Genomic DNA, 24,201 nt, shown 5'->3' on the forward strand with positions numbered 1-24,201 from the left:
ACCATGCCGCCGTCCGCCGCCCCCTTCGTCTATCTGGCCACGCCCTGCTACGGCGGGATGCTCACCCTGGCGTTCATGCGTTCGGTCCTGGCCCTGCAGGAGGCCTGCCGCGAGCGTGGGATCGGCCTGCATGTCGAGCTGATGGGCGGCGACGCCCTGATCACCCGCGCGCGCAGCCGGCTCGCCGCCAGTTTCCTGGCCCACCCTCAGGCGACCCACATCCTGTTCTGCGACGCCGACATCGGGTTTGCGCCTGAGAACCTGTTCCGGCTGCTCGAGGCGGACAAGCCGATGATCGCCGGCGTCTACCCGCTGAAGCTGATCGACTGGACCAAGGTCCGCGCCGCGGCCAAGGCCGATGCGCCCGACCTGATGGCCGCCTCGGTCGGCTACGTCATCCGCTTCATCCCGACGCCGGATCATTCAGTGCAGGTCGAGAACGGCATGGCCAAGGTCGCCTATGGCGGCACCGGCTTCCTGCTGATCCAGCGCGAGGCCATGCAGAGCCTCGTCGACGCCCATCCGGAGCTCCGCGCCCGCATGGGCGACATGGCCGACACGCTCGGCGAGGAAGCGGTCATGGTGTTCGAGACCATGATTGAGCCGGAGACCGGCCAATACCTCTCCGAGGACTACGCCTTCTGCCGCCGCTGGCGCGACCTCGGGGGCGAGATCTGGGCCGACACGGAGGCCCGTCTGACGCATGTCGGGGCGATGGCCTATTCGGGCGGCCTCATCCAGGCGTTGCGGCCGGGCTGACGCCTAGCGGCTGTGGAGGACCACCGCGCCGGCGGTCTGTTCGACGCGCACCGGCACGAAGGCCTGCAGACGCCGCAGAACCTCAGGCTCGCTGTCGGTCACCAGCACGCCTGAGAAGCGCAGCGAGGCCGTGTGCGCGTCCGCCGTCCGCACCGGCGTCGCGAACCGGCGGGAGAGGTCGGCGGCGACCTCGGAGAGCGGCTGGTCGCGGTAGATCTGCTGGCCGCTGGTCCAGGCGAAGGCCGCCCCGGGATCGGAGACCTTGAGGATCGAGCCGGCCTCGCCCTCGGTGTAGGTCAGCATCTGACCGATGGTCACCCGGGTCGGGTCGGCCTGCAGGGCGTCGGCCGGGCGCACCTCGACCACGCCGCGGCGGACGGTGAGCGCGACCTTGTCGGCCCGATGACGCAGATTGAATTCGGTGCCGACCACCCGGACCTGGCGGTCGCCGACGGCGATCAGGAACGGCCGGGCGGTGTCGTGGGCCACGTCGAACACCGCTTCGGCGTCAGCCATCTCCACGCGTCGCGCGTCGCGGCCGAGGCTGACGGTGATCTTCGAGGCGGCGTTCAGCTGGATATGGGTGCCGTCGGCGAGCGCGATCTGCCGCGTCTGGCCGGGGCCCGTCTGATAGGTCTGGATCGCCACGCCGGGCGCCGACCAAAGTCCCAGCCCGACAGCGACGGCGAGACCGGCTGCGATCGCGGCGCCCGCGCCGATCCAGGCGCGGCGGCCGGGACTGGCTGCCGAACCGCGAGACGCACGGCGGCGGCGAGCCGCCATCAAGGGACGTCCGCCAAGGTCGCGGGCGACCGGCGCATAGTCGAGATCGACCCACAGGCGCTCTAGACCCTCATAGGCGCGCGCGTGCGTCGGCGACCTCTGCAGCCAGCGCTCGAACGCCAGCCAGTCGTCGCCGGTGGCCGCCTCGCCCTGCAGGCGCGCGAACCAGCCGGCGGCCTCCTCGGCCACCGCGGCTGCGACCCCGCCCGGGCCTGGGATTTCCTCGGTCCTGCTCATCAACCTCGCGCCCGCGGATCGGCGAACCATCCGCTTTCGATGAGATGACGCCACGGCCCGCCGTGCTCCTCCAAATAACGTGTTCCGCGGATCACGGAAGCCGTCCCAGAAGGTGTTTCAGCGCGGCCATCATGTGTTTTTCGACGGCGCTGCGCGAAATGCCGAGCGCGGCGGCCACTTCCGGATGGCTCAGACCCTCGAACTTGTGCATCCGGAAAACCCTCTGGGTCTGCGGATTGAGCTCCGCGATCGCCGCGGTGAGCAGGGCCAGGCGCTGGCGCGCGGCCACCGCGGCCTCGGCGCTGGGCTCGGCGGAAATCTCCTCCGTCCCGATCCGGGTCGTCTGGCTGTCGAGCCAGGCGCCGTCGCGGTGCGCTGTGCGCCGCTCCCCGCGCAGGCGATCGAGCATCAGGTTGGAGCCCAGCCGATAGAGGTAGGCCATGGGGTTCTGGATTTCGGTCGGCTGGTCGAGGCCCGAGAGGCGGACATAGATGTCCTGCACCAGGTCCTCGGCGGCCGCGACGGAGCGCAGGCGCATGGTGAAGAACCGGACGAGGTCTGACCGGCGCTCCAGATAGAGCCGGATCAGGGCTGTGCCGCCGCGCTCCTGCAATCCCACGCGCTCCACGCCACCCCGCAGCCCGACACCGGCGCCCTCCGCCCCAAGGGGATCGGCGCAAGCGACACCATTGGCGCCGCGCGAGGCCGGCGCCAATGGGCCACGCGCGCGACGCCCGGGCGGTCCGGCTCGCCATCGGAAGGTTCCCACTCCCGGGCGTGGCGGGTATGAGGGCGGATGCGCGCGCCGACAGGGGGCCCTTTGCGTCAAAAACCCGCCGTGCGCGAGCCGCGCCCGCTCGAACTGGGCGTCATCGTCCCGACGTTCAAGGAGGCCCCGAACGTTGCGCCCCTGCTGGCCAAGCTGGAGGCGGCGCTCGAGGGCGTGGCCTGGCAGGCGATCTTCGTCGACGACGACAGCCCGGACGGCACCGCGGCGGCCGTCAAGGCCATCGCCGCGGTCGATCCGCGGGTCAGCTGCCTTCACCGCATCGGCCGGCGCGGACTGGCGGGCGCCGTGATCGAGGGCGCCATGGCCAGCGCCGCGCCCTTCGTCGCGGTGATCGATGGCGATCTGCAGCATGACGAGACCCTGTTGCCGCAGATGCTGCGCGCCCTGCAGGAGGATCGCGCCGACGTGGTGGTGGGCAGCCGCTACCTGGCCGACGCCGGCTCCGGCGCCTCGGCGCTCGGCGCCCGGCGCGAGGCCGGCAGCCGGCTGGCCAACTGGCTGGGCCGCCTGGTGTTGCGCGCCGAGGTGACGGACCCGATGAGCGGCTTCTTCATGATCCGCCGGGAGATGGTCGAGGCGGTGGCGCCCGCGCTCGCCACCTCGGGCTTCAAGGTGCTGTTCGACATCCTAGCCTCCCAGAAGACCCCGCCGCGCTATCTCGAGCTGCCCTACGAGTTCCGCGCCCGCCACGCCGGCGACTCGAAGCTCGATAATGGGGTGGTCATCCAGTACCTCGGCCTGCTGGCCGCGAAGTTCACCCGCGACCTGATTTCCCCGCGCTTCATCATGTTCGCAATGGTCGGCGCGAGCGGCGTCGGCGTCCATCTGGCGATCCTGCGGTCGCTGCTGCATCTTGGCTTCGCGGAGGCCCAGCTCGTCGCCGCGCTCGGCGCCATGACCTCCAACTACCTGATCAACAACGCCGTCACCTACCGCGACCGGCGCAAGCGCGGCCTGGCGCTGATCAGCGGATACCTCAAGTTCGTCCTGCTCTGCAGCATACCGCTGGCGGCCAATGTCGCGGTCGGCACCATGGTCTATGAGCGCGGCCCCTCCTGGTGGGTGGCGGGCGTCGCGGGCGCGGTCGTGGCGGCGGTCTGGAACTATGTCACCACCTCCCGGGCGGTCTGGTGACGGCGGACACGCTGAAAACCGGCCGCGGCGTCCTGCTGCTGGCTTTGGGCCTGACCGCGCTTCGCCTGATCGCCGCCGGGACCATCCACCTGACCGAGGACGAGGCCTACTACCGCCTCTGGGCGCAGCATCTGCAGCTGGGCTACCTGGACCACCCGCCGATGATCGCCTGGTGGATCCGGGCCGGCGAATGGATCGCGGGCGACACGCCGCTCGGCGTGCGTCTCCTGCCGGCGTTGGGGAGCGGGCTCTCGACCTGGCTGATCGGCGACCTCGCCCGGCGGCTGGGCGCGGAGCCGAAGACCGCCTTCCGCGCCGCGCTCTGGTACAACGCGACCCTGACCGTGGGCCTGGGCGGCATGCTGGCCATCCCCGACGCGCCGGCGAGCCTCTTCTGGACGGCCACCCTCTGGGCCCTGGCCCGGTTCTGGGCGGAGCGGCGCGCGGCCTGGTGGCTCGCGGCGGGCATCGGCGCGGGCCTGGCCGTGCTCTCGAAATATTCCGGCCTCTTCCTCGCCCCGGGCGTGCTGCTCTGGCTGCTGCTCACGCCCGGCGGCCCGGCGGAGCTGCGCAAGCCCGGCCCCTGGGCCGCCGCCGTCATCGCGGGCCTGGTCTTCGCGGTGAACGTGACCTGGAACGCCCAGCATCACTGGCTGACCTTCGCCAAGCAGTTCGGCCGGGTAGCGCCCCATGGCCTCTCGCCGCTGCACCTGGCCGAGCTGCTGGGCGCGCAGACCCTGCTGTTCACGCCGCTGATGGCTCTCTACGCGGCCCGGGGCGTAGGCCAGGGGTGGCGCGAACGCCGCGAGCCCGGCGCGGTCCAGCTGATGCTGCCGCTCGCCACCGCCGCGCCCTTCGCGGTCTACCTCCTGATCCACAGCCTGCATGACCGCGTGCAGGGCCATTGGCCCGTGCCGCTGTTCGGCGCATTCGCGATCTGCGCGGCGGTGGCGGCCGAGGGGTCCGGCGCCACGCGCGGCGGCCGGTTCCTGCGGGGCCTGACCCCGGTGCTGGGCTTCGCCTTCGCCGCCGCCGCCTTCGTCCTGATGGCCCTGCCCACGCCGACCCCGCTCGGACGGTTCGACCCGACGTTGGCGCTGCGCGGCTGGCCGCAGTTCGCCGGCGAGATCGAGCGGCTCCGCGCCCGGACGGGAGCGGCCTGGGTGGGGACCGAGAGCTATGGCGTCTACGCCCAGCTCAACGACGAACGCCAGATCGCGACCCCGCTCCTCGATGTGGTCGAGCGCGAACGCTACTGGCTGGGCGACGCCAACCGGCCGGACTTCACCCGCCCCGGACTGATCGTCGACCTCGCCCGCCGGATGAAGCCGGACGGCCTGCGCCGGTGCTTCACGAGCTTCGCGCCCGCCGGCGAGCTGACCCGCGCCGGCGGACCGGGCCGCAACCAGCGCTACACGGCCTATCTGGTCTCGGGCCCGCGGCGCGACGTCTGGCTGATCGGCTGTCCGGACGAGATCTCCCCCGGCGTCTGGCGCTAGAATTTTCGGCTGAGGCCCAGCCCGAAGGTGCGCGGCCTAAGCGGCGTGGCCTGGGTGGCGCGCGCCCGGCTGAAGGGATTGCCGTAGGCGAAGGTGTTGCCGGCCTCGTCGGCGACATTGTCGACATAGGCCGTCGCCCGCCATGCGGCCGCGCCGAGCGCCATGGCGACCCGCCCCGAGCCGTAGCCCCCCATGCTGTTCCCCGACCCGCCGTCGAAAGTCAGGAAGGAGCGGCCGACATAGGCGATCTGGGCGGAGGCCTCGGCGTCGAACCGGCCGATCCGCCAGCGATAGCGAACGTCGGCGGCGCCCATGTTGTAGGGCACGCCCGGCAGGCCGATGTCGCGGCGCGCCGGAAAGACGTCAAAGGCCCGGTTGATCGTGGGATCCTCGACCAGCAGATTGGCGCGGACCTGCAGCTGCGCGTTCGGCCGCCAGACCAGCTCGGCCTCGAGGCCGGTGTTCGAGCCATTGCCGATATTGACCGTCATCGGCAGGCCCGAGGCGAGCCGCTGGTCAGTCTGCAGATCGCGCCAGTCGGCGTGGAACAGGGCGCCGCGCAGGACCAGCGCATGATCGAACAGCGGCAGGGCCGCGCCCAGTTCGTAGCTCCAGAGATGGTCGGGCCGGAACCGCGCGGCCACTGTCTCGATCGCGCCGCCGCCGGCCGCGGCCGGGATGTTGAAGCCGCCGGCGCGGTAGCCCTCCTGCACCTGGACGTAGATCACCACGTCGGGGGTGGCGTCGAAGCTCAGCCGCAGCTTGGGCGCCAGGCCCTCGTCGGTCAGGCGGCCGCGCACCGGCGCCAGCGGCGACGCCGCGAGTTCGAAGGCGCCGGCGTGGGTTTCGACGCGGGTGGCGAACCATCTCGCGCCTGCGGTCGCGGTCAGCCGAGGCGTCAGGTCATAGGCCACCTCTCCATAGACGGCGGCTTCCGAGAGCAGGTCATGGCGGCGGTAGATCGACCGCGCCGGCTCGGGCGGCGTCACACCGACCAGCTGGGCGGCGTCCATCTCGTCGGTATAGGCGGCGAAGGCCCCGGCCAGCCAGCGCAAGGGCCCTGGGCTGTTCGAGGACAGCAGGCCCTCTGCCGCCCACAGCTTGATCCGCTTGTCTTCGTCGAACGCGCCGCCGGTCCGCGAGCCGCCGGCCGCGCGGAAGGCGCCGGTGGCGTCGTAGCGGGTTCCGAGGTTGTGGTCGATGAAGGCGGTCGAGATCTTCAGGTCGGCGCCCGCGCCGGCGTGCGAGGCGGTGACCCCGATCTCGGAGAAGTCGTTGTCGTGCGGCTCGCGCACCGCGGAGTCGCGGGTGAGCGGTCCGTCGGACCCCTGGGTGTACTGGCTGTCGGCGGTCTCGATCGACTGGTGGGCGAGGCCGCCCTCCAGCCGCCAGCCGTCCGGCAGATCGACGAGCGCGGCCAGCCGCCCGCCGGAGCGGCGGCTGTAGTTCACGTCGCGAAGCCCCAGCACCGGGTTGTCGATGTAGCCGCCGCGGGCGTCGCTGTAGACCACCCCTCGGAGCGCGGCCCGCCCGTTCGCCAGGGGCAGGTTCGCCATCGCTTCGACGCCCGACGAGGGATCGCCGTGCTGGGTGAGCATGCCCTCGGCCGAGACCTCGCCGGAATAGGCCGAGACGTCCGGCTTGGCGGTGACCATCCGCACGATGCCGCCGATGGAGCCCGCGCCATAGAGCGTGCCCTGCGGACCGCGCAGCACCTCGACACGGTCGATGTCGGCGAGGCGCAGGTCGGGGTCCGGGGCGTTGTAGGTGATCGGGACGTCGTCGAGATAGAGGCCGACGGTCGACTGCGTCTTGCCGGTGAAGGAGCCGTCCGAAAGCCCGCGCACGAAGATCTTGTTGCGCCCAGAGCCGAGGTTGGTGACCGATACGCCCACGACCTGGGCCGCCACCTCGTCGAAGCTCTTGCCGCCGAACGCCAGGACGTCGTCCGCCGAGAGGACACTGACCGCCGAGGCGCTGCGGGTCAGGAATTCCGGCCGCTTCTCGGCGGTCACCACCACCTCGTCGAGGCGCGGCGCCGCATAGGCCTCCGTTTCGAGCCGGTGGGGCGCCACCGCCGCGGCCGCCACCGGCCGCCCGGCGACCCGGAAGCTCTTCGCATCCACCGGTTCGAAGCGGCAGCCCGCCGGCAGCAGCGCGGCCAGGGCCCTGGCCGGCGTCATGGTCCCCGACACCGCGTGCGACATACCGCTGCATCCGCGCGACGGCACTCCGCCTACGGAGACTCCCGCCTGCAGGGCGAAGCGGACCAGGGCGGCCTGCAGAGGTTCCGACGGCAGCTGGAAGACGCGCGTCTCCGCCGCCGACGCCGCGCCGGCCGCCGCAACCGCGCACGCCAGCGCCAGCACGCCCACGGAAGCCGCGACGACGCGACGTCTGGCGCCCCTCCTGCTGAGGTGATTGTCTGCCTGCGGCGTCATTTGAGCGTGAGCTACCCCCGGCAAGGCGACCAGATCAATGCGTAGAAGTCCACTGGCCTTGCTCGATCCCGCGCCGAGCGGGGGGCCGCCGGCCGATGAGACGACCCGCGATCGGGACGCCTGCCGTGCTCAATTCGCCAAGAGTCTCCGCACCGCCGCGGCTTGCGAGGATCCCTACAGGCACTGGCTGCTGCGTGACGTCCTGCCTGACGACATGGCCGCGGCCATGAACGCCCTGCCCTTTCCCGCACCGGCCCTGAGCGGCCTATCCGGCTCGCGCGAAATCCACAACAACACCCGCCGCTATGTAGACGACGACGCCATCGCCGCCCACCCGGTCTGCCGCAGCCTCGCCGACGCCTTCCATCATCCGGAGACCGTGGCCGCGATCGAAGAGATCACCGGCGCGCGGCTGGATGGCTGCTGTCTACGGATCGAATACGCCCAGGACACCGACGGCTTCTGGCTGCAGCCGCACACCGATCTGGGCGTGAAGAAATTCACCCTGCTCTACTACCTGAGCCCGGCGGGCGAACCCGACCTCGGCACCGACGTCTATCTGAACGCCGAGACCTGGTCGCACCGCGCGCCCTTCGAGCCGGGCGGGGCGTTGGCTTTCGTGCCCTCCGACCGCACCTGGCACGGTTTCGAGCCCCGGCCGATCCCCGGCGTCCGCAAGTCGCTGATCGTCAACTATGTGACCGAGGAATGGATGGCTCGCGAGCAGCTCGCCTATCCGGACCGCCCGGTCAGCGGCCGCCCGGCCTAGCCGACCACGGGGAGGGTGACGATGGCCGTCACGCCGCCCGGCTTGGACGTCAATTCGATATCGCCGCCATGGGCGCGGGCGGTGGATCGCGCGATCGGCAGGCCAAGTCCCACCCCGCCGTTGTCGAGGTTGCGCGAGGCGTCGGTGCGATAGAACGGCTGGAAGACCCGCCCCAGCTCTTCCGGCGAGAGGCCGGGACCCTTGTCGGCGATGGTCACCACAGCCTGGTCGCCTTCGCGCCGCACATCGATGCGCGCCTCGACGCCATACTTCAGCGCATTGTCCACCAGGTTCGAGAACAGCCGCTGCAGGGCCACCGGATCGCCGTCCACCGTCACCGGGCGGCCATCCACGATCTCCACCTGCCCGCCGACCATGGCCGCGTCGTCGGCGACGCATTCGATCAGCGACAGCAGGTCCAGCTTCTCGCGGCGGCGCGGCGCGCCCTCGTCTCGGATGAAGGCCAGCACGCCGCCGATCATCTGCTCCATCTGCTCGACGTCCGAGAGCACGGCCTCCTTCAGCGCCGGCGGCGCGGCCTCCAGCTTGAAGCGGATGCGGGCCAGCGGGGTGCGCAGGTCGTGGCTGATCGCGCCGACCATCGCCGTGCGGTCGATGATGTAGCGCTTGAGCCTGGCCTGCATCTCGTTGAAGGCGTGGGCGGCGGCGCCCACCTCGGCGGGCCCTTTGAGGGTCATCTGCGGCGCGTGCGGATCGCGCCCCAGGGTCTCGGCGGCCTCGGCGAAGCGGCGGAGCGGGGCGGAGATGCGGCGGGAGAACAGATAGCCGGCCGAGGCGACCAGCAGGAAGCCCGCCAGCAGCCAGCCCGAGGCCTGCATCTGCCATTCGTTCGGGAAGGCGTCGGGCTTGGAGCGGACCACCGTCCAGCTTCCGTCGTCCTGCTGCAGGGCCGCGGTGAAATCGCCGAAGATCGGCAGCTCCGAGCCGCCGAAGCGCCGCCAGCCGCCGCGCGGCCGGTCAGGGCGCGGCTCTCCAGACCCCTGCGCCTCGAAGCCCGGTGGATCGGAGGACGCGGCTTGCGGCCCGCGGTCCATTTCGAACGGCGAAGCGCCCATCGGCCCGCCGCGATCGGGCCGCCGCGGCGGCGACTCGCCGGTCAGCACCCGGCGCAGCCGCCAGATCGGGGAGGCGTTCTGCTCTTCCAGCCGCACGCGGGTCTCGGGCGCGCCGAGCGCGCGGGCGAGCGAGGCCAGGGTCCGTTCGTGCTCACGATGCGGCGCGACGAGCTCGGGCGGGAGGCTCTTGGCCGTCGTTCGGATCATCGGCCGGCCGAACCGGGTCTTCAGCAATCCGCCGCGGATCGCGGCCGCGACATCGGCCACGCGGTAGACCGGTGGGCGCGGCGGCGGGATCAGGAAGACGATGCCGAAGCTGATCGCCTGGGCGACCAGCAGGCTCGCCAGCAGCAGAACGATCAGTTGCAGGCCGATCGGGGCCCGTGGCCAGGGGCGGCGTTCTCCCGCCGGCCCCGCCTTGGTCACGCCCGTGTCACCTTGGCGTCGAACAGATAGCCCGCGCCCCGGTAGGTCTTGATGATCTCGCCCTCGACGGAGGCGTGCAGCTTGCGGCGCAGCCGGCTGATCTGCACGTCCACCGCGCGGTCGAAGACCTCGGTCTGCGAGCCGCGGGCCTGCTCCAGGAGCTGGTCGCGCGACAGGATCCGCTGCGGATTCTCCAGGAACACGCTGAGCAGCGAGAACTCCCCCCCGGTGAGCAGGATGGTGGTGCCGTTCGGCGCGCGCAGCTGGCGGCGCAGGGTGTCCACGACGAAGCCCTGGAAGTGATAGGTCTTGCCGCGCCGCGGCGCCCCACCGCGCACCTCGTCCAGCCGCCGGAACACCGCCCGGACGCGGGCCAGCAGCTCGCGCGGGCTGCAGGGCTTGGGCAGGTAGTCGTCGGCGCCCAGCTCAAGGCCCAGCACGCGGTCCACCTCGTCGCCCATGGCGCTGACCATGACGATCGCCGGACCGCCGGTCTCGGTCAGGCGGCGGCAGATGGAGAGCCCGTCCTCGCCCGGCAGCATGACGTCGAGCACGATCAGGTCGATCGGCGCGGCGGCAAGCGCCAGCTCCATGCTGGCCGCGTCGCTGGCGGCGTGGAGCTGGTAGCCGTGCTCGCGAAGGTAGCCGACCACCTGCTCGCGCAGCTGGGAGTCATCATCGACGACGAGGATGTGACGGGCGGGAAGGACGCTGGCTTGCGTGTTCATGGCCTCTCCTTCCCCATCATTGTGGCGCCGCGACTACGGCGACGCCACAATCCTTGTGGATGGCGCGGCCGCGAGGGGTTCGCTAGCCGCGCGGCGGACCATCCGGAGGACCGCCCTCGGGGCCTCCAAAACCGTGGCCGTGGCCCCAGCCGCCATGCCCGCGCCCGCGGCCTTCCACCCGCGTCAGGGCGTCGAACACCGGGCGCTGGTCCGGGCTGAGCGCGGCGTAGAAGGCGCGGACGGCGTCGGTGTGGCCTTGGCGCATCTGGGCGTGCTCAGCCTCGCGCCGGGCATCCTCGTCGAGCCGCTGCGGGGTGGTCAGGACAGCGCCCGGCGGTGCGCGGCGCTCGGCCGGCGGCATGGGCGGCTTGTGCGACTGCAGGAAGGCGGTCAGCGCCGGTTCCTGGTCGGAGCGCAGGCGCAGGATGGTCCGCAGGTCCTGGGCGCGCTGGCGCTCGTGCGCCTCGCGCATGGCCTGGAACTCCGGCCGCGGCGGGTGCGGCGCGGAGCGGTCGGCCTGCGCCCAGGCCGCGGACGGAATGGCGGCGGACGACGTGGCGGCGCCCAGGGCGAGGGCGGCGCAGAGCACTGTGGTGCGGCAGGTCAGTGGCATGAAAGGCTTCCCCATCTTTCGTCGCCGGCTTGATCGCACGCCACCAGTCCAGGGGAATTTCGGGCGGCAAGACGCCCGCGACATCCCCGCGACACAGAGACCGGCAGGCGGCGAAGACGGCCGGGACCCCCGCGAAGGGCCCCGGCCGGCCGCGTCAGGCCGCGACGACCTGGGCGGGTTGCGCCGCGGTGGAGGTCGCCGGAGCCCCGCGGTGGTGCGCGGCACGGAACGCGTCGATCGCCGTGCTCAGTTCGCTCGCGCTGAGCTTGCCGTCGGCGTCGGTGTCCAGATTGCCGATGGCCGAAGTCAGGGTGTCGCTCGCCTTCGAGCCGAGGGCCGTCTGGATCTCGCCGGCGCTGAGTTCGCCGTCGCCGTCGGTGTCGAGCGCACCCAGCACGTTGCTCGCCAGGTCCGAACTGCTCGGCGCGGACTGGTGCGCATGATGGGCATGGTGGGCGTGATGCGCGCCGGACGCCGACTTCTGGGCGTCGAGGGCGGAGGTGAGTTCGTTGGCGTCGACCTGGCCGTCACCGTTGGTGTCGACCTTCGCAAACGCCTGGCTGAGCGCGTCCGCGCCCGTGGTGGTGTCCTGGCCGAGCGCCTTTTCGACTTCGTCGAGGCTGAGCGCGCCGTCGCCATTCGCATCCGCCGTCCCGATGACCTTCGCCGCCACATCGGCGCTGGTCGGCGGCGCTTCCTGCGCGGAGAGGAGGGAAGACAGGGTGTCCGCCGTGAACTGGGCCGCGTTCGGGCCGCCGGCGGGCTGGGTCGTCGTCGGCGGCGTCGCCGACGTCGCGGTCTGATCGGCGCCCGGCAAGTCTTGCCCAGGCTGGCCGCCGCGCCGCTGGAGGAGCATGTTGAGCAGGCGTTGCGCCTCTGTCCCTCCGTAAGCTGTTGGAGTTGAAGATATTTGCATCTAAGCCTCGCATGCGGTTTCAAAGGGCGCGCGCCGGTTTGCGCCCCGAGGGGCTCGCCGCGCGGCTAAGACCATGCAATTTCTGGGAAAGTCGGTGGAAAAACCGATTGTTGCGGTCTTCGATGCAGGGTTGAAACGATAGGGGCGATCTTACCGGCCGGTCGCGGCATATCGAGGGCCGGAAGTCATTCGTAGGACACAATCGTGCTCAATCGATCGGTCCGTCGTAGGGGATACAGTTAGATGACTGGGTATTTTTCGCCGAACGCCGCGAAGAGCGCGGACCAGCGGCGGCGTTGGGCGCGGATTCTGCGATTCGGCCCGCCCCTGGTCAGCGTCACGGCCCTGATCTGGGCCGGCCAGTCGCTCGCCCAGACGACCATCAGCACCGACACCACCGCCCCGGTCGCCACCGCCACGACGGGCGACCTCACCATCGCCACCGGCGGCACGATAAAGCCCGCCTCGGGCGTGGCCGTGACCATCAACAGCAACAACGCCGTCATCAACGGCGGTTTGATCCAGTTCCAGGACAAGGACAACACGACCGGCGTGCTGATCCTGGGCGGCCACACCGGCTCGCTGATCAACAACAACACCATCCAGGTCGACGACACCTCGACCACCACCACCGATTCCAACGGCATCGTCCACGGTCCGTTCGCCGTGGGCGTGAACCGGATCGGCGTGCGCGTGGTGGGCCCAGGCGACTTCACCGGCCCGATCACCAACGCCGCCGGTGGCGTGATCACGGTGAGGGGCGACAGCTCGTACGGCATTTCGGTCGAGACGAACGTCACCGGCTCGATCGGCACCCTCGGCTCCCTGACCGTCCAGGGGACCAGCAGCGTCGGCCTGCGCACTACCGGGGTGATTACCGGCGACGTCAACCTGGGCGGCTCGGTCGCCGTCTCCGGCGAAAAGACTCAGGCCGCCTCGATCGGCAACGACGTGTCGGGCGCCCTGCTGATCAACGGCGCGATAAGTTCGACCGGCTACCGCTACACGACCCGCAGCACCGACCCCAATTTCTTCGCGGCCTTGAAGGCCGACGATCTCCTGCAGGGCGGCCCCACGGTCGTCGTGGCCGGCAGCGTCGGCAAGGGGATCCTGGTCGACTCCACCACGACCACCGACACGGCGGGCAACGTCACCACGGTCGCCGGCAGCATCAGCTCATCGGCCGCCGCGCCGGCGCTGATCGTGGGCGCGATGGGGCGCGACATCCACGTGGGCGACGTCGGCACGGGCGTCGACGCCTTCGGCATCGAGATCAAGGGCACCGTCCTCGGCAACGGGATCTATGACGGCGTCACCGCCCAGGCGATCCAGCTCGGCGTCGCCGGCGGCGGCGCGGTCACCACCGGCGACGGGATCCGCGTCAGCGGCACGGTCGGCGCGACGGCCTTCGCCGCCGGGGCCACGGCCCTGCAGATCAATTCCGGCGTCAGCGCGCCGTTGCTGCGCAACGAAGGCAATATCGGGGGGGTCATGAGTTCGGACGCCGCCGGCGCCGCGGCCCGGGCCATCGACATCGCGGCCGGCGCGACCCTGCACACCCTGGCGAACGCGGGCGAGATCACCGCGAGCGTGGCGGGCCAGAAGGCCAGCGCCATCGCCATCAGCGACAAATCCGGCACCCTGAGCGAGATCGAGAACATCGGCACGATCCTCGCTGGGCGCACGCTCACCGACGTCACCGCCGCTGTCTCCGGCAGCGCCATCGCCATGGACCTGTCCGTCAACACCAGCGGCGTGCACGTCGTCCAGACCGACCCGAGCGCCGGGGTGACTCCACCGTCGATCGTGGGCTCGGTCCTGTTGGGCTCCGGCGCCGACCGGGTGGAGATCCTCGCAGGCAAGCTCACCGGCGATCTCGACCTGGGCGCGGGCGCCAACACCCTGACCATCGACGGCGGCTCGACCGTCGTCGGCGCGCTGAAGGCCCAGGGCGGCACCGTGGCCTTGTCGGTCGGCACGGGCTCGCTCGACATCAAGAGCCCGAGCCAGCTTCAGCTCACCAGCCTGTCGCTGGGCGCCGCCTCGACCGTGATCTTCACCGCCGACCCCGCGACCAATACCGCGACCAGGTTCGACGTCGCCGGAAACGCGACCATCGTCAGCGGCGCCAAGATCGGCCTGCGGCTGAACGACATCCTGCAGACCAGCGCGACCTACACCCTGATCCGCGCCGACCACCTGACCGCCGGCACGATCGATTCGAGCCTCCTGGGCAGCGTGCCCTACCTCTATAATTCCAGCCTGAAGACCGACACCGTGGCCGGGACGGTCACCGCCACCCTGGCGCGCAAATCCGCCGCGGAACTGGGCCTGCCCGTCACCACCTCCGGCGCCTATGAGCCGCTGATCCAGAACATCAGCCGCGACGCCGGCCTCGAGGGCGCGCTGCTGGCCCAGACCACCCGCTCGGGGCTGATCAATCTCTACAACCAGCTGATGCCGAACCACTCGGGCGGGCTGTTCAACATCGCCGCGGCCAGCATCAGCGCCTTCTCCCGCCCGATCGACGACCGGCAGGACCCGCAGGGCGGCGGCTTCTGGCTGCAGGAGACCAACCTCGGCGTCTTCTCCGACGGCCACAACGACGACCCGGGCTACAAGGGCTGGAGCATCGGCGCGGTGGGCGGCTACGAGCTTCCCCGCAATTCGCTCGGCATCCTGGGCGCGAGCTTCGGGGTGAGCTCGAACCAGATCTATCCGGACAATGTCGACAGCGCCGAAGACCTGCACGCCACCCTGATGGACGCCGGCGTCTACTGGCGGGCCACCCGCGGCGGCTTCTCGGCCAATGCGAAGATCGGCGGCGACTATATGCGCGTGACCAGCGACCGGGTGATCGCCGTCCTGGGCGGCGACGGCCTAGCGGTCAACCGCACCGCCAACGGCCGCTGGTCGGCCTACGGCTTCAACGCCCGCGGCATGGTCAGCTACGAGAAGCGGATGGGCCGCTACTACATCCGCCCGCAGGCGACGCTCGACTACCTGACGCTGATCGAAGGCGCCTACACCGAGAGCGGCGGCGGCGATGGCATGGACCTCTCCGTCAAGTCGCGGACCAGTTCGCGCCTGGCGGCCTTCGCCGGCGTGGCCGTGGGCGCGACCTACGGGCCGGACAACTCGTGGGGCCCCGAGGTGCTGGTGGGCTACAAGGGGGTCATCAGCGAGACCCTGGGCGACACCACGGCCCGGTTCGTCGGCGGCGGCGACGCCTTCACCCTGCGCGCCGACAATCTCTCGGGCCAGGGCGTGGCGGCCCACTTCTCGCTCAAGGGCGAGAACGGCTCCGGCGGCTTCGCGGTGGAGACCGGGGCCGAGGCGCGCGATGGCCTGGCGATCTATGACCTGAAACTCGCCGGCCACGTGCAGTTCTAGGAGACGCGCGCCGTGACAGGACCCGTCGCATGAGGCGCGATCCGTGGCCAATGTAGACGGCGCCCAGGGCAAGGTCGGCGCGAGCCCCGTGTCCTTCGGCCGTTTCACCTACGGCTACCAGCGCCTGGCCGTGAAGCAGTGGGACGAGGGCGCGGCGCTGCGCATCGGCAGCTTCTGCTCGATCGCTGAGAACGTGACCATCTTCCTGGGCGGGAACCACCGGGTGGACTGGATGACCACCTATCCGTTCGGGCACATCTTCGTCGAAGAACTGGGCGGGGCGGGCCTCGTCGGCCATCCGGCGACCAAGGGCGACGTCGAGATCGGCAGCGACGTCTGGCTAGGCCATGGCTCCACGATCATGTCCGGGATCAGGATCGGGCACGGGGCGGTCATCGCGGTCAACGCCACGGTCGTGAAGGATGTGGCGCCCTACGAGATCGTCGGCGGCAATCCGGCCAAGCACCTGAAATTTCGCTTCGACGAGGAAATCCGCGGCCTGCTGCTGGAGCTGAGCTGGTGGGACCTGCCGCTGGACGACATCCGCCGCCTCACCTGGAGCCTGTCTTCCGCCCCCACGCCTGGCTTGGTGCGCGACCTGATACGCCGGTTCCGCGGCGGCGAGCGTCCCGCCGAGCAGGGCTGAGAGACCAAGGCCGCTGGCGCACCCGACACGATTCGAACGTGTGACCTTTGCCTTCGGAGGGCAACGCTCTATCCAGCTGAGCTACGGGTGCGTTTCCAGCGGACGCTTCCTCTAGCCGAAAGCCCCCGCCGCCGCAAACCCCGCTCGCGGATCAGCCCTTGACGCTGTCCCAGAAGGTCTTGGCCTTGCCGGCGAAGTTGGCGTTCTTCGGGTGCTGGGCCTCGGTGGAGAGGCCGGCGAATTCGCGCAGCAGCTCCTTCTGGCGCGCCGTCAGCTTGGCGGGCGTCTCGATGAACAGCTCGACCACCAGGTCGCCGCGGTCGCGGGAGCGCAGCGAGGGCATGCCGCGGCCCTTCAGCCGCACGGTCTTCCCGGTCTGGGCGCCCTCAGGCACCTTGACCGGCATCTTGCAGTTGCCGTCGCAGTTCTCGCCGCCCATCAGGCAAGGCGCCTCGATCTCGCCGCCCAGCGCCGCCGTCGCCATCGGCACGGGGACGGTGCAGAGCAGGTCCAGGCCGTCGCGCTCGAAAAGCTCGTGCGGCTTCACCGAGACGAAGATGTAGAGGTCGCCGCGCGGGCCGCCCCTGGTCCCGCCATCCCCTTCGCCAGCCAGTCTTATGCGCGCGCCGTCGTCGACACCGGCCGGGATGCGCACCGAGAGCGTCCGCTCGCGGCGCACCTGGCCCATGCCGTGGCAGTCGGCGCAGGGGTCGAGCACCAGCCGCCCGGAACCGCCGCAGCGCGGGCAGGCGCGCTCGATGGAGAAGAAGCCCTGCGTCGCCCGCACGCGGCCCTGGCCGCCGCAGGCGTTGCAGGCGGTGGGGCTGGTGCCGGGCTTGGCGCCGGATCCCTCGCAGGTCTCGCAGGTCAGCGCGGCCGGGACGGTGATTTCCACCTCGGCCGAGGCGTAGGCCTGCTCGAGCGTGATCTCGAGGTCGTAGCGCAGGTCCTGGCCGCGGGCCGGGCCGTTGCGCTGCTGGCCGCCGCGCCGGCCGCCGAACATGTCGCCGAAGACGTCGCCGAACACCTCGTTGAAGATGTCGCCCACATCGTGGAACTGGGGGCCGCCCGGGCCGCCGCCGGCGCCGTTCACCCCGGCGTGGCCGAAACGGTCGTAGGCCGCGCGCTTCTGCGGATCGGAAAGGACCGAATAGGCCTCGTTGATCTCCTTGAAGCGCCCCTCGGACTCGCCGCAACCGCCGTTGCGGTCCGGATGGTGCTCCATCGCCAGCTTGCGGAAGGACGCCTTCAGCGCGCCCGCGTCGCAGGTGCGCTCGACACCCAGGATTTCGTAATAGTCGCGCATCAAACCGTCAGGTGTTTGAAGTGTGGCTGTTGGGAAGGTGGGAAAACCCCCGCCCGGCTGCAAGGCCAAAGCTTGGCCGAGCGGGCGGGGGTCCCTAGTCGCACAGAAGCGGCGGCGACGTCCCCAGTGGCAAACTCATCGCATCGTGGCTGTGAGGTCGCCATGGGGCAGGTTGTCACGCCGACTTCTTGTGATCGTCGCCGTCGACTTCCTCGAACTCGGCGTCGACCACGTCTTCGCCATGCTCGCCCTGGGCCGCATGGGCCGCATCCTCGTCGGATGCGGGGCCTTCACCGCCGCCCTGCTGGGCGTTGTACATGGCCTCGCCGAGCTTCATGGACGCCTGGATCAGCGTCTGGGTCTTGGCGGAGATCACTTCGGAATCGCCGCCGTCGACCACGCCCTTCAGATCGTCGAGCGCCGTCTGGATCGCCGTCCGCTCAGCCTCGCCGACCTTGTCGCCGTGTTCGGCGAGGGCCTTTTCGGTCGAGTGGATCACCGCGTCGGCCTGGTTCTTGGCCTCGACGCCGGCCTTGCGCTTCTCGTCCTCGGCCTTGTTGGACTCGGCTTCCTTGACCATGGCGTCGATGTCCGCGTCGGAAAGGCCGCCGTTGGCCTGGATACGGATCGACTGTTCCTTGTTGGTCGCCTTGTCGCGGGCCTGGACGTTGACGATGCCGTTGGCGTCGATGTCGAAGGTCACCTCGACCTGCGGCACGCCGCGCGGCGCCGGCGGGATGCCGACCAGGTCGAACTGGCCCAGCATCTTGTTGTCGGACGCCATCGGCCGCTCGCCCTGGAACACCCGGATGGTCACCGCCGACTGGTTGTCATCGGCGGTCGAGAAGGTCTGCGAGCGCTTGGTCGGGATGGTGGTGTTGCGCTCGATCAGCGGGGTGAAGACGCCGCCCAGGGTCTCGATGCCGAGCGTCAGCGGGGTGACGTCGAGCAGCAGCACGTCCTTGACGTCGCCCTGCAAGACGCCCGCCTGCACGGCCGCGCCCAGCGCCACGACTTCGTCGGGGTTCACGCCGGTGTGCGGCTCGCGGCCGAAGAAGGCCTTCACGGTCTCGACGACCTTGGGCATGCGGGTCATGCCGCCGACCAGGATCACCTCGTCGATGTCGGACTTCTTCAGGCCCGCGTCCTTCAGCGCCTGTTCGCAGGGACCGACCGTCTTGTTGATCAGGTCCTCGACCAGGGCTTCCAGCTTGGCGCGGGAGAGCTTGATGTTCAGGTGCAGCGGGCCGTTGGCGTTCATCGAAATGAACGGCAGGTTCAGCTCGTACTGCGTGGTGAAGGAGAGTTCCTTCTTGGCCTTCTCGGCCTCTTCCTTGAGGCGCTGGAGGGCCAGCTTGTCTTTCCGCAGGTCGACCGAGTTCTCCTTCTTGAACTCGTCGGCGAGGTAATCGACGATCCGCATGTCGAAGTCTTCGCCGCCCAGGAAGGTGTCGCCGTTGGTCGACTTCACCTCGAAGACGCCGTCGCCGATCTCCAGGACCGAGACGTCGAAGGTGCCGCCGCCCAGGTCGTAGACCGCGATCTTCTTGCCTTCGTTCTTCTCGAGGCCGTAGGCCAGCGCCGCGGCGGTGGGCTCGTTGATGATCCGCAGGACTTCCAGGCCCGCGATCTTGCCCGCGTCCTTGGTCGCCTGACGTTGCGCGTCGTTGAAATAGGCCGGGACGGTGATGACCGCCTTTTCGACCTTCTCGCCGAGGTACTGCTCGGCGGCTTCCTTCATCTTCTGCAGGATGAAGGCGGAGACCTGCTGGGGCGAATAGTCCTTGCCCTGGGCGCGCACCCAGGCGTCGCCGCTGGGGCCCTTGACGATCTCATAGGGCACCATGCCCTTGTCCTTCTCGACCATCGGGTCGCCGAAGTTGCGCCCGATCAGGCGCTTGATCGCGAAGAGGGTGTTGGACGGATTGGTGACGCCCTGGCGCCGCGCGGGCTGGCCGACCAGACGCTCGCCGTCTTCCAGGAAAGCCACGACGGACGGTGTGGTCCGCGATCCCTCGGCGTTTTCGATCACCTTCGGCGTCTTGCCATCCATGATGGCGACGCACGAATTGGTCGTGCCAAGGTCGATACCGATAATCTTGCTCATTGAGAGTCTAGCTCGCTCCTTTGTGGCGGACGTTACGGGGAAGCCTTCCTACGAAGCGCCTCTTGTTTGCAACGTCCCCGGTTCGATCTGTCTCGACCGGGCTTCGCGTGGATAGTTTCCCCGTGCGGAACCCGGTGTCGCTAGCCGATATGGGGAAAATAGGCGCGCTCGCAAGGGTGAAAGTCCCTAATCGCTTCAGGGCTATGACTCAAACCGTGCGCCATCCGGGCGCGGCCTGACCATAGAGATGTGCGGCAAACGGCGCCTTAATTCCCCGCGCCGCCAGGAATGCGTGCTCCACCACCGTCGCCTGCTGCTCGATATTCAGCTCACTGAATGCAGGGCCCGACACGAGATCATAGGCGTAGGACGCCGCTGAATCCCCCGCGCGGAGCTTGGCCAGCGGCAGGAAAACCCCGCGCTGCGCCTGCCAGACGTGGGCCAGCTCGTGGACGAATGTGGCCTGCAGCCCCAGCGGCGCGGCGCCGAAATCCTGGGCCGCCTCGGCCGCCGGCCAAACGATCAGGCCGGGCCCAGCCACAAAGGCGCGCCGCCAGACCGGAAGGGCGAGGATCCGCACGCGGTCCGCGTCCAGACCGGCGCCGAACATCTCCTCGCCCATGCGCCGCTCGGCGGCGGTGAGGCGGCGGCGGGTCAGCGGCGGCATGGTCGGCATTCGGTCCATCGGCTTACGTCGTCACTTTGACTCCCTGCGTCCAGGCGCCGCAGTGTCAGCGTCACAACGAAAAACCCCCGCGGAGGCTCCACCCATGGTCACTCTCACTCGCGCCGAAGGCACCTGGACCGGCGATCTCGACCTGACCCGGCGCTCGATCGCGCTCGCCCTGGCCGGCGGCTACGCGGTCGCGGCCTATTCCGCCGAGGCCGATCCGATCCACACCGATGAGACGGGCCTGATCACCGAGGCGGTCGAGATCCAGGCCGCGGACCGCAAGATCCCCGGCTACCTCGCCCGGCCCGCGGCCGAGGGCAGACACCCGGTGGTGTTCGTCAATTCCGAGGTCTTCGGGGTGCACGAGTGGGTGAAGGACATCTGCCGCCGCCTCGCCAAGGCGGGCTATGTGGCGCTGGCCCCCGACCTCTTCGTCCGCACCGGCGATCCCTCCAAGACCACCGACATGAAGGTGGTGATGGACATCGTGAAGGCCCAGCCCGAGGCCCAGGTGCTGGGCGACACCACCGCCTCGCTGAAATACCTCGCGGCCCAGCCCTTCGCCAACATGAAGCGCCTGGGGGTGACCGGCTTCTGCTGGGGCGGCGGGGCGACCTGGCGCTGCTGTGAGACCTTCCCCGAGTTCAGGGCCGGCGTGGCCTGGTACGGCCCGCTGAAGGCCGGCCCCTATCCGCGCACGCCGCCGCTCGACGGGGTGAAGGACCTGCATTGTCCTGTGCTCGGCCTCTACGGCGGCCAGGACAAGGGCATTCCGGCCGCGGACGTGGAGGCCATGCGCGAGGCGATCAAGGCGGCAGGCAAGAGCGCCGAGATCATCGTCTATCCGGACAGCCAGCACGGCTTCCTGGCCGACTACCGGCCGAGCTATGACGCCAAGGCCTCGGCGGACGCCTGGGCGAAGATGCTGGCCTTCTTCAAGGCGCACGGCGTGGCCTGAGGCCCGCCCGCCGCCTCAGTGCGGCGGGTCTTCCTGCGGCGGGGTGACGCTCTGCAGCATCTCGCCGACCTTGTCGGGCGGGGTCACGGTGGGGGCCTGGGTCGCCGCGGCCTGCGCGCCGGCGGCGGCCAGCTTGGCGGCGGTCCTGGCTTCCTTGTCCGCCTCCTGCTTGGCCTTCTCCTCCGGGGTCAGCTCGACCGGCGCGGGCGGCCCCTCGATGCGTTCCTGGCTGAGCGGCGTGGCCTCGGCGGCCTGGATCGCCGGGCCGCCGGCGTCGCCCGCGCGGCGCTCGCCTGGCATGCGGCCCCGCTGCGGGGCGTTGACCACGCCGAGCGTGAAGGCGGAAAGCGCGACGAGCACGATCAGGCCGGCGACGACCTGCAGGACGCGATGAGGCATGGACCACTGCATGGCCCGGACCCTAATCCGGGCGATGCGCCAGCGGAAGGCCCGCCGGGCGCGCCAACCCAATCCGAACGGCCGCAAATCGCCGCGCGGGCCAGGTTAAAGTAAACGCCTCTTAACCACTTCCCGCCAAACAGGATCGGTTGATCTGAGTGGGAGTGGTTCGGGCATGGCGCGGACGGCGCGAAAGACCGGCATGGCCTTGGCGTGGCACATCGCGGGCCTGGCCTGGAACCATCCCGGCGCGGCGCGGCTGCGCGGCGGGGTGCTGGCCGCCACGGGCGCGGCCCTGGCCGTGGCCTTCGCCACCTACAACGCCGCCGACCCGAGCTTCAACGCCGCCAGTTCGGCCATCGCCACCAATGCGCTGGGCGCGTTGGGCGCGACCTTCGCCGACCTGGGCGTCCAGTCGCTGGGGCTGGCCTCGGCCCTCGCCGTCCTCACCATCGTCGTCCTGGGCCTTTGCCGCGCCGCGGCCGCCGACCCCGCCGCCAGCCGCGGCCACCTGCGCCTGCGCGCGCTGGCCGGCGCCGCGGGCGTCCTGGCGCTCGCCGCCGCGCTGGCCTGGCCCGCCCCGCCGGTCGCCTGGCCGCTCGCCAAGGGGCTCGGCGGCTTCTGGGGTGACGCCCTGCTCTCGGGCCTGGCCGGCCTGCTGCGCTACGCCCACCTGCCGATCGCCCAGCCGATCGCCGCCGTGCTGTTCGCCGCCGCCGGCCTCTTCGCCATGGGCTACGCCATCGGCCTGCGCCCCTCCGAGCTGCGCGGCTTCGGCGACTGGCTGACGCGCGCGCTCACCCCCAAGCCCAAGGCCGCGGTGAAGCCCGAGCGCGCCGCGCGCGTGGCCGCCCGCAACCGCCGCGAAGGCGGCATCCCCGACGCCGCGCTCGACCCCGCGCCCCTGGTCGCCGCCGACGCCGGCGAAGGCCCCAAGGTCAAGCCGCCCAAGTTCGGGCCCAAGGAATCGCCGCGCGAACAACGCGAAGCCCAGTCCACCTTCGATTTCGTCCGCCCCGGCGGCTTCCTGCTGCCCGAGCTCTCGATGCTCGCCAAGCCCAAGCCGCGCGCGGCCCAGTTCGACGAGGGCGCGCTTCGCCAGAACGCCCAGCTGCTGGAAAGCGTGCTGGCCGAGTTCGGCGTCCGCGGCCAGGTGGACCAGATCCGCCCCGGCCCGGTGGTCACGCTCTACGAACTCGTCCCCGCGGCCGGCGTGAAGTCGGCCCGCGTGGTGGCGCTCTCCGACGATATCGCCCGCTCCATGAGCGTCGCCGCCTGCCGGGTCTCGGTGGTGCCGGGCCGCAACGCCATCGGCATCGAGCTCCCCAACCAGAAGCGCGAGACGGTCTATCTGCGCGACCTGCTGGCCTCTCCCGAATACGAGCGCGGCGGCCAGACCCTGCCCATGGCGCTGGGCGAAACCATCGGCGGCGAGCCCTATATCGCCGACTTGGCCCGCATGCCCCACCTGCTGATCGCCGGCACCACCGGCTCGGGCAAGTCGGTGGGGGTCAACGCCATGATCCTGTCGATCCTCTACCGCCTGCCGCCGGACCAATGCCGGATGATCATGATCGACCCGAAGATGCTGGAGCTCTCGGTCTACGACGGCATCCCGCACCTCCTGGCCCCGGTGGTCACCGACCCGAAGAAGGCCATCGTCGCGCTGAAGTGGACCGTGCGCGAGATGGAGGACCGCTATCGCCGCATGTCGAAGATCGGGGTCCGCAACGTCGCCTCCTACAACGAGCGCGCCAAGGAGGCCCTCGCCAAGGGCGAGCACTTTGAACGGACGGTCCAAACGGGCTTCGACGACACCGGCCGGGCGATCTACGAGAGCGAGAAGATCACCCCCGAGCCCATGCCCATGCTGGTGGTGATCATCGACGAGGTCGCCGACCTGATGATGGTGGCCGGCAAGGACATCGAAGGCGCCGTCCAGCGCCTGGCGCAGATGGCGCGGGCCGCGGGCATCCACCTGATCATGGCCACCCAGCGCCCGTCGGTGGACGTCATCACCGGCACCATCAAGGCCAACTTCCCGACCCGGATCTCCTTCCAGGTCACCTCGAAGATCGACAGCCGCACCATCCTGGGCGAGCAGGGCGCCGAGCAGCTCCTGGGGCAGGGCGACCAGCTCTACATGGCCGGCGGCGGGCGGATCACCCGCCTGCACGGGCCGTTCGTCTCCGACGGCGAGGTCGAGGCGGTGGCCAAGTTCCTGCGCGAGCAGGGCCAGCCGCAGTACCTCGAGGAGGTCACCGCCGCCCCGGAAGAGGATGGCGAGGCCGGCGATTTCGGCCTCGGCGGCGGCGATGGCGAGGGCGGCAACGACCTCTACGACCGCGCCGTGGCCGTGGTCACCCGCGACGGCAAGGCCTCGACCAGCTACATCCAGCGCCGCCTGCAGATCGGCTACAACCGCGCCGCCTCGCTGATGGAGCGGATGGAGCAGGAGGGCGTGGTCGGCGCCGCCAACCACGCCGGCAAGCGCGAGATCCTGGTCAGCGCGGCGCCATAGGATCTGCCTTGCCGGCGGCGAGCTTCC

At 70.4% G+C, this 24,201-nt stretch carries 19 protein-coding genes and 1 tRNA gene; 8 read left to right on the forward strand and 12 right to left on the reverse strand.

Translation table 11 applies throughout. The features are described from left to right. Positions 1 to 3: 3 nt before the first annotated feature. Positions 4 to 759, forward strand: coding sequence for a hypothetical protein (locus ACESMY_RS00550; protein WP_372781102.1), 756 nt, complete (start codon positions 4 to 6; stop codon positions 757 to 759). 3 nt (positions 760 to 762) lie between these two features. Here ACESMY_RS00550 and ACESMY_RS00555 read toward each other — a convergent pair whose 3' ends face one another. Beyond that, a complete protein-coding gene (locus ACESMY_RS00555) occupies positions 763 to 1,779 on the reverse strand; it encodes a FecR domain-containing protein (protein ID WP_372781104.1) in 1,017 nt (338 codons plus the stop codon). A 91-nt stretch (positions 1,780 to 1,870) separates the two neighbouring features. Beyond that, positions 1,871 to 2,398 (reverse strand): RNA polymerase sigma factor, encoded by a 528-nt coding sequence (locus tag ACESMY_RS00560; protein ID WP_372781106.1) that lies wholly within the window; start codon positions 2,396 to 2,398, stop codon positions 1,871 to 1,873. 201 nt (positions 2,399 to 2,599) lie between these two features. On the opposite strand from ACESMY_RS00560, the gene ACESMY_RS00565 reads away from it, so the two are divergent. Together ACESMY_RS00565 and ACESMY_RS00570 are read left to right on the forward strand one after the other, a co-directional pair. Then, positions 2,600 to 3,703, forward strand: coding sequence for a glycosyltransferase (locus tag ACESMY_RS00565; RefSeq protein WP_372781108.1), 1,104 nt, complete (start codon positions 2,600 to 2,602; stop codon positions 3,701 to 3,703). Next, positions 3,700 to 5,202 carry an ArnT family glycosyltransferase gene (locus ACESMY_RS00570; RefSeq protein ID WP_372781110.1) on the forward strand — a complete coding sequence of 501 codons (1,503 nt, stop codon included), beginning with the start codon at positions 3,700 to 3,702 and terminating at the stop codon, positions 5,200 to 5,202. Before ACESMY_RS00565 ends, ACESMY_RS00570 begins: the two co-directional genes overlap by 4 nt. Here the strand turns inward: ACESMY_RS00570 and ACESMY_RS00575 are convergent. Next, positions 5,199 to 7,571 carry a TonB-dependent receptor gene (locus ACESMY_RS00575; RefSeq protein WP_372781112.1) on the reverse strand — a complete coding sequence of 791 codons (2,373 nt, stop codon included), beginning with the start codon at positions 7,569 to 7,571 and terminating at the stop codon, positions 5,199 to 5,201. The two genes, ACESMY_RS00570 and ACESMY_RS00575, sit on opposite strands and share 4 nt — an antisense overlap. Positions 7,572 to 7,680: 109 nt before the next feature. Here ACESMY_RS00575 and ACESMY_RS00580 point away from each other — a divergent pair, with 109 nt between their 5' ends. Beyond that, the gene (locus ACESMY_RS00580; RefSeq protein WP_372781114.1) at positions 7,681 to 8,412 is read left to right on the forward strand and encodes a hypothetical protein; all 732 of its coding nucleotides are present in this window, start codon (positions 7,681 to 7,683) and stop codon (positions 8,410 to 8,412) included. Here the strand turns inward: ACESMY_RS00580 and ACESMY_RS00585 are convergent. The 4 genes from ACESMY_RS00585 to ACESMY_RS00600 all read right to left on the reverse strand — a co-directional run bounded on the left by ACESMY_RS00585 (position 8,409) and on the right by ACESMY_RS00600 (position 12,072). Continuing rightward, positions 8,409 to 9,914, reverse strand: coding sequence for a sensor histidine kinase (locus tag ACESMY_RS00585; protein ID WP_372781116.1), 1,506 nt, complete (start codon positions 9,912 to 9,914; stop codon positions 8,409 to 8,411). The genes ACESMY_RS00580 and ACESMY_RS00585 overlap by 4 nt on opposite strands. Beyond that, the gene (locus tag ACESMY_RS00590; RefSeq protein WP_372781118.1) at positions 9,911 to 10,642 is read right to left on the reverse strand and encodes a response regulator; all 732 of its coding nucleotides are present in this window, start codon (positions 10,640 to 10,642) and stop codon (positions 9,911 to 9,913) included. Before ACESMY_RS00590 ends, ACESMY_RS00585 begins: the two co-directional genes overlap by 4 nt. An 82-nt stretch (positions 10,643 to 10,724) precedes the next feature. After that, a complete protein-coding gene (locus ACESMY_RS00595; protein ID WP_372781120.1) occupies positions 10,725 to 11,255 on the reverse strand; it encodes a Spy/CpxP family protein refolding chaperone in 531 nt (176 codons plus the stop codon). Positions 11,256 to 11,409: 154 nt separating this feature from the next. Continuing rightward, positions 11,410 to 12,072 (reverse strand): EF-hand domain-containing protein, encoded by a 663-nt coding sequence (locus ACESMY_RS00600; RefSeq protein WP_372781122.1) that lies wholly within the window; start codon positions 12,070 to 12,072, stop codon positions 11,410 to 11,412. A gap of 342 nt (positions 12,073 to 12,414) precedes the next feature. Between ACESMY_RS00600 and ACESMY_RS00605 the strand changes: the two genes are divergently transcribed. Further along, positions 12,415 to 15,564 (forward strand): autotransporter domain-containing protein, encoded by a 3,150-nt coding sequence (locus tag ACESMY_RS00605; RefSeq protein ID WP_372781124.1) that lies wholly within the window; start codon positions 12,415 to 12,417, stop codon positions 15,562 to 15,564. A 43-nt stretch (positions 15,565 to 15,607) separates the two neighbouring features. Beyond that, entirely contained in the window at positions 15,608 to 16,210 is a 603-nt protein-coding gene (locus tag ACESMY_RS00610; RefSeq protein ID WP_372781126.1) for a CatB-related O-acetyltransferase, read from the forward strand. A 14-nt stretch (positions 16,211 to 16,224) separates the two neighbouring features. On the opposite strand, the gene ACESMY_RS00615 is transcribed toward ACESMY_RS00610, so the two are convergent. The 4 genes from ACESMY_RS00615 to ACESMY_RS00630 all read right to left on the reverse strand — a co-directional run bounded on the left by ACESMY_RS00615 (position 16,225) and on the right by ACESMY_RS00630 (position 20,290). Further along, positions 16,225 to 16,301 (reverse strand) — tRNA-Arg (locus ACESMY_RS00615). A gap of 60 nt (positions 16,302 to 16,361) precedes the next feature. After that, on the reverse strand, positions 16,362 to 17,516 hold the full coding sequence (gene dnaJ / locus ACESMY_RS00620; RefSeq protein WP_372781128.1) for a molecular chaperone DnaJ: 1,155 nt from the start codon (positions 17,514 to 17,516) through the stop codon (positions 16,362 to 16,364). A 175-nt stretch (positions 17,517 to 17,691) separates the two neighbouring features. Then, complete coding sequence (gene dnaK, locus ACESMY_RS00625; RefSeq protein ID WP_372781130.1) at positions 17,692 to 19,623, reverse strand: molecular chaperone DnaK; 1,932 nt, start codon at positions 19,621 to 19,623, stop codon at positions 17,692 to 17,694. Between the two features lie 208 nt (positions 19,624 to 19,831). Continuing rightward, a complete protein-coding gene (locus tag ACESMY_RS00630; protein ID WP_372781132.1) occupies positions 19,832 to 20,290 on the reverse strand; it encodes a hypothetical protein in 459 nt (152 codons plus the stop codon). A gap of 103 nt (positions 20,291 to 20,393) precedes the next feature. Between ACESMY_RS00630 and ACESMY_RS00635 the strand changes: the two genes are divergently transcribed. Then, entirely contained in the window at positions 20,394 to 21,254 is an 861-nt protein-coding gene (locus tag ACESMY_RS00635) for a dienelactone hydrolase family protein (RefSeq protein WP_372781134.1), read from the forward strand. A 15-nt stretch (positions 21,255 to 21,269) separates the two neighbouring features. Here ACESMY_RS00635 and ACESMY_RS00640 read toward each other — a convergent pair whose 3' ends face one another. Next, on the reverse strand, positions 21,270 to 21,653 hold the full coding sequence (locus ACESMY_RS00640; protein ID WP_372781136.1) for a hypothetical protein: 384 nt from the start codon (positions 21,651 to 21,653) through the stop codon (positions 21,270 to 21,272). A gap of 175 nt (positions 21,654 to 21,828) precedes the next feature. Between ACESMY_RS00640 and ACESMY_RS00645 the strand changes: the two genes are divergently transcribed. Continuing rightward, on the forward strand, positions 21,829 to 24,174 hold the full coding sequence (locus ACESMY_RS00645; RefSeq protein ID WP_372781138.1) for a DNA translocase FtsK 4TM domain-containing protein: 2,346 nt from the start codon (positions 21,829 to 21,831) through the stop codon (positions 24,172 to 24,174). The last annotated feature ends 27 nt before the right edge of the window (positions 24,175 to 24,201 follow it).

The organism is Phenylobacterium sp., from assembly GCF_041691455.1.
GTDB lineage: Bacteria > Pseudomonadota > Alphaproteobacteria > Caulobacterales > Caulobacteraceae > Phenylobacterium.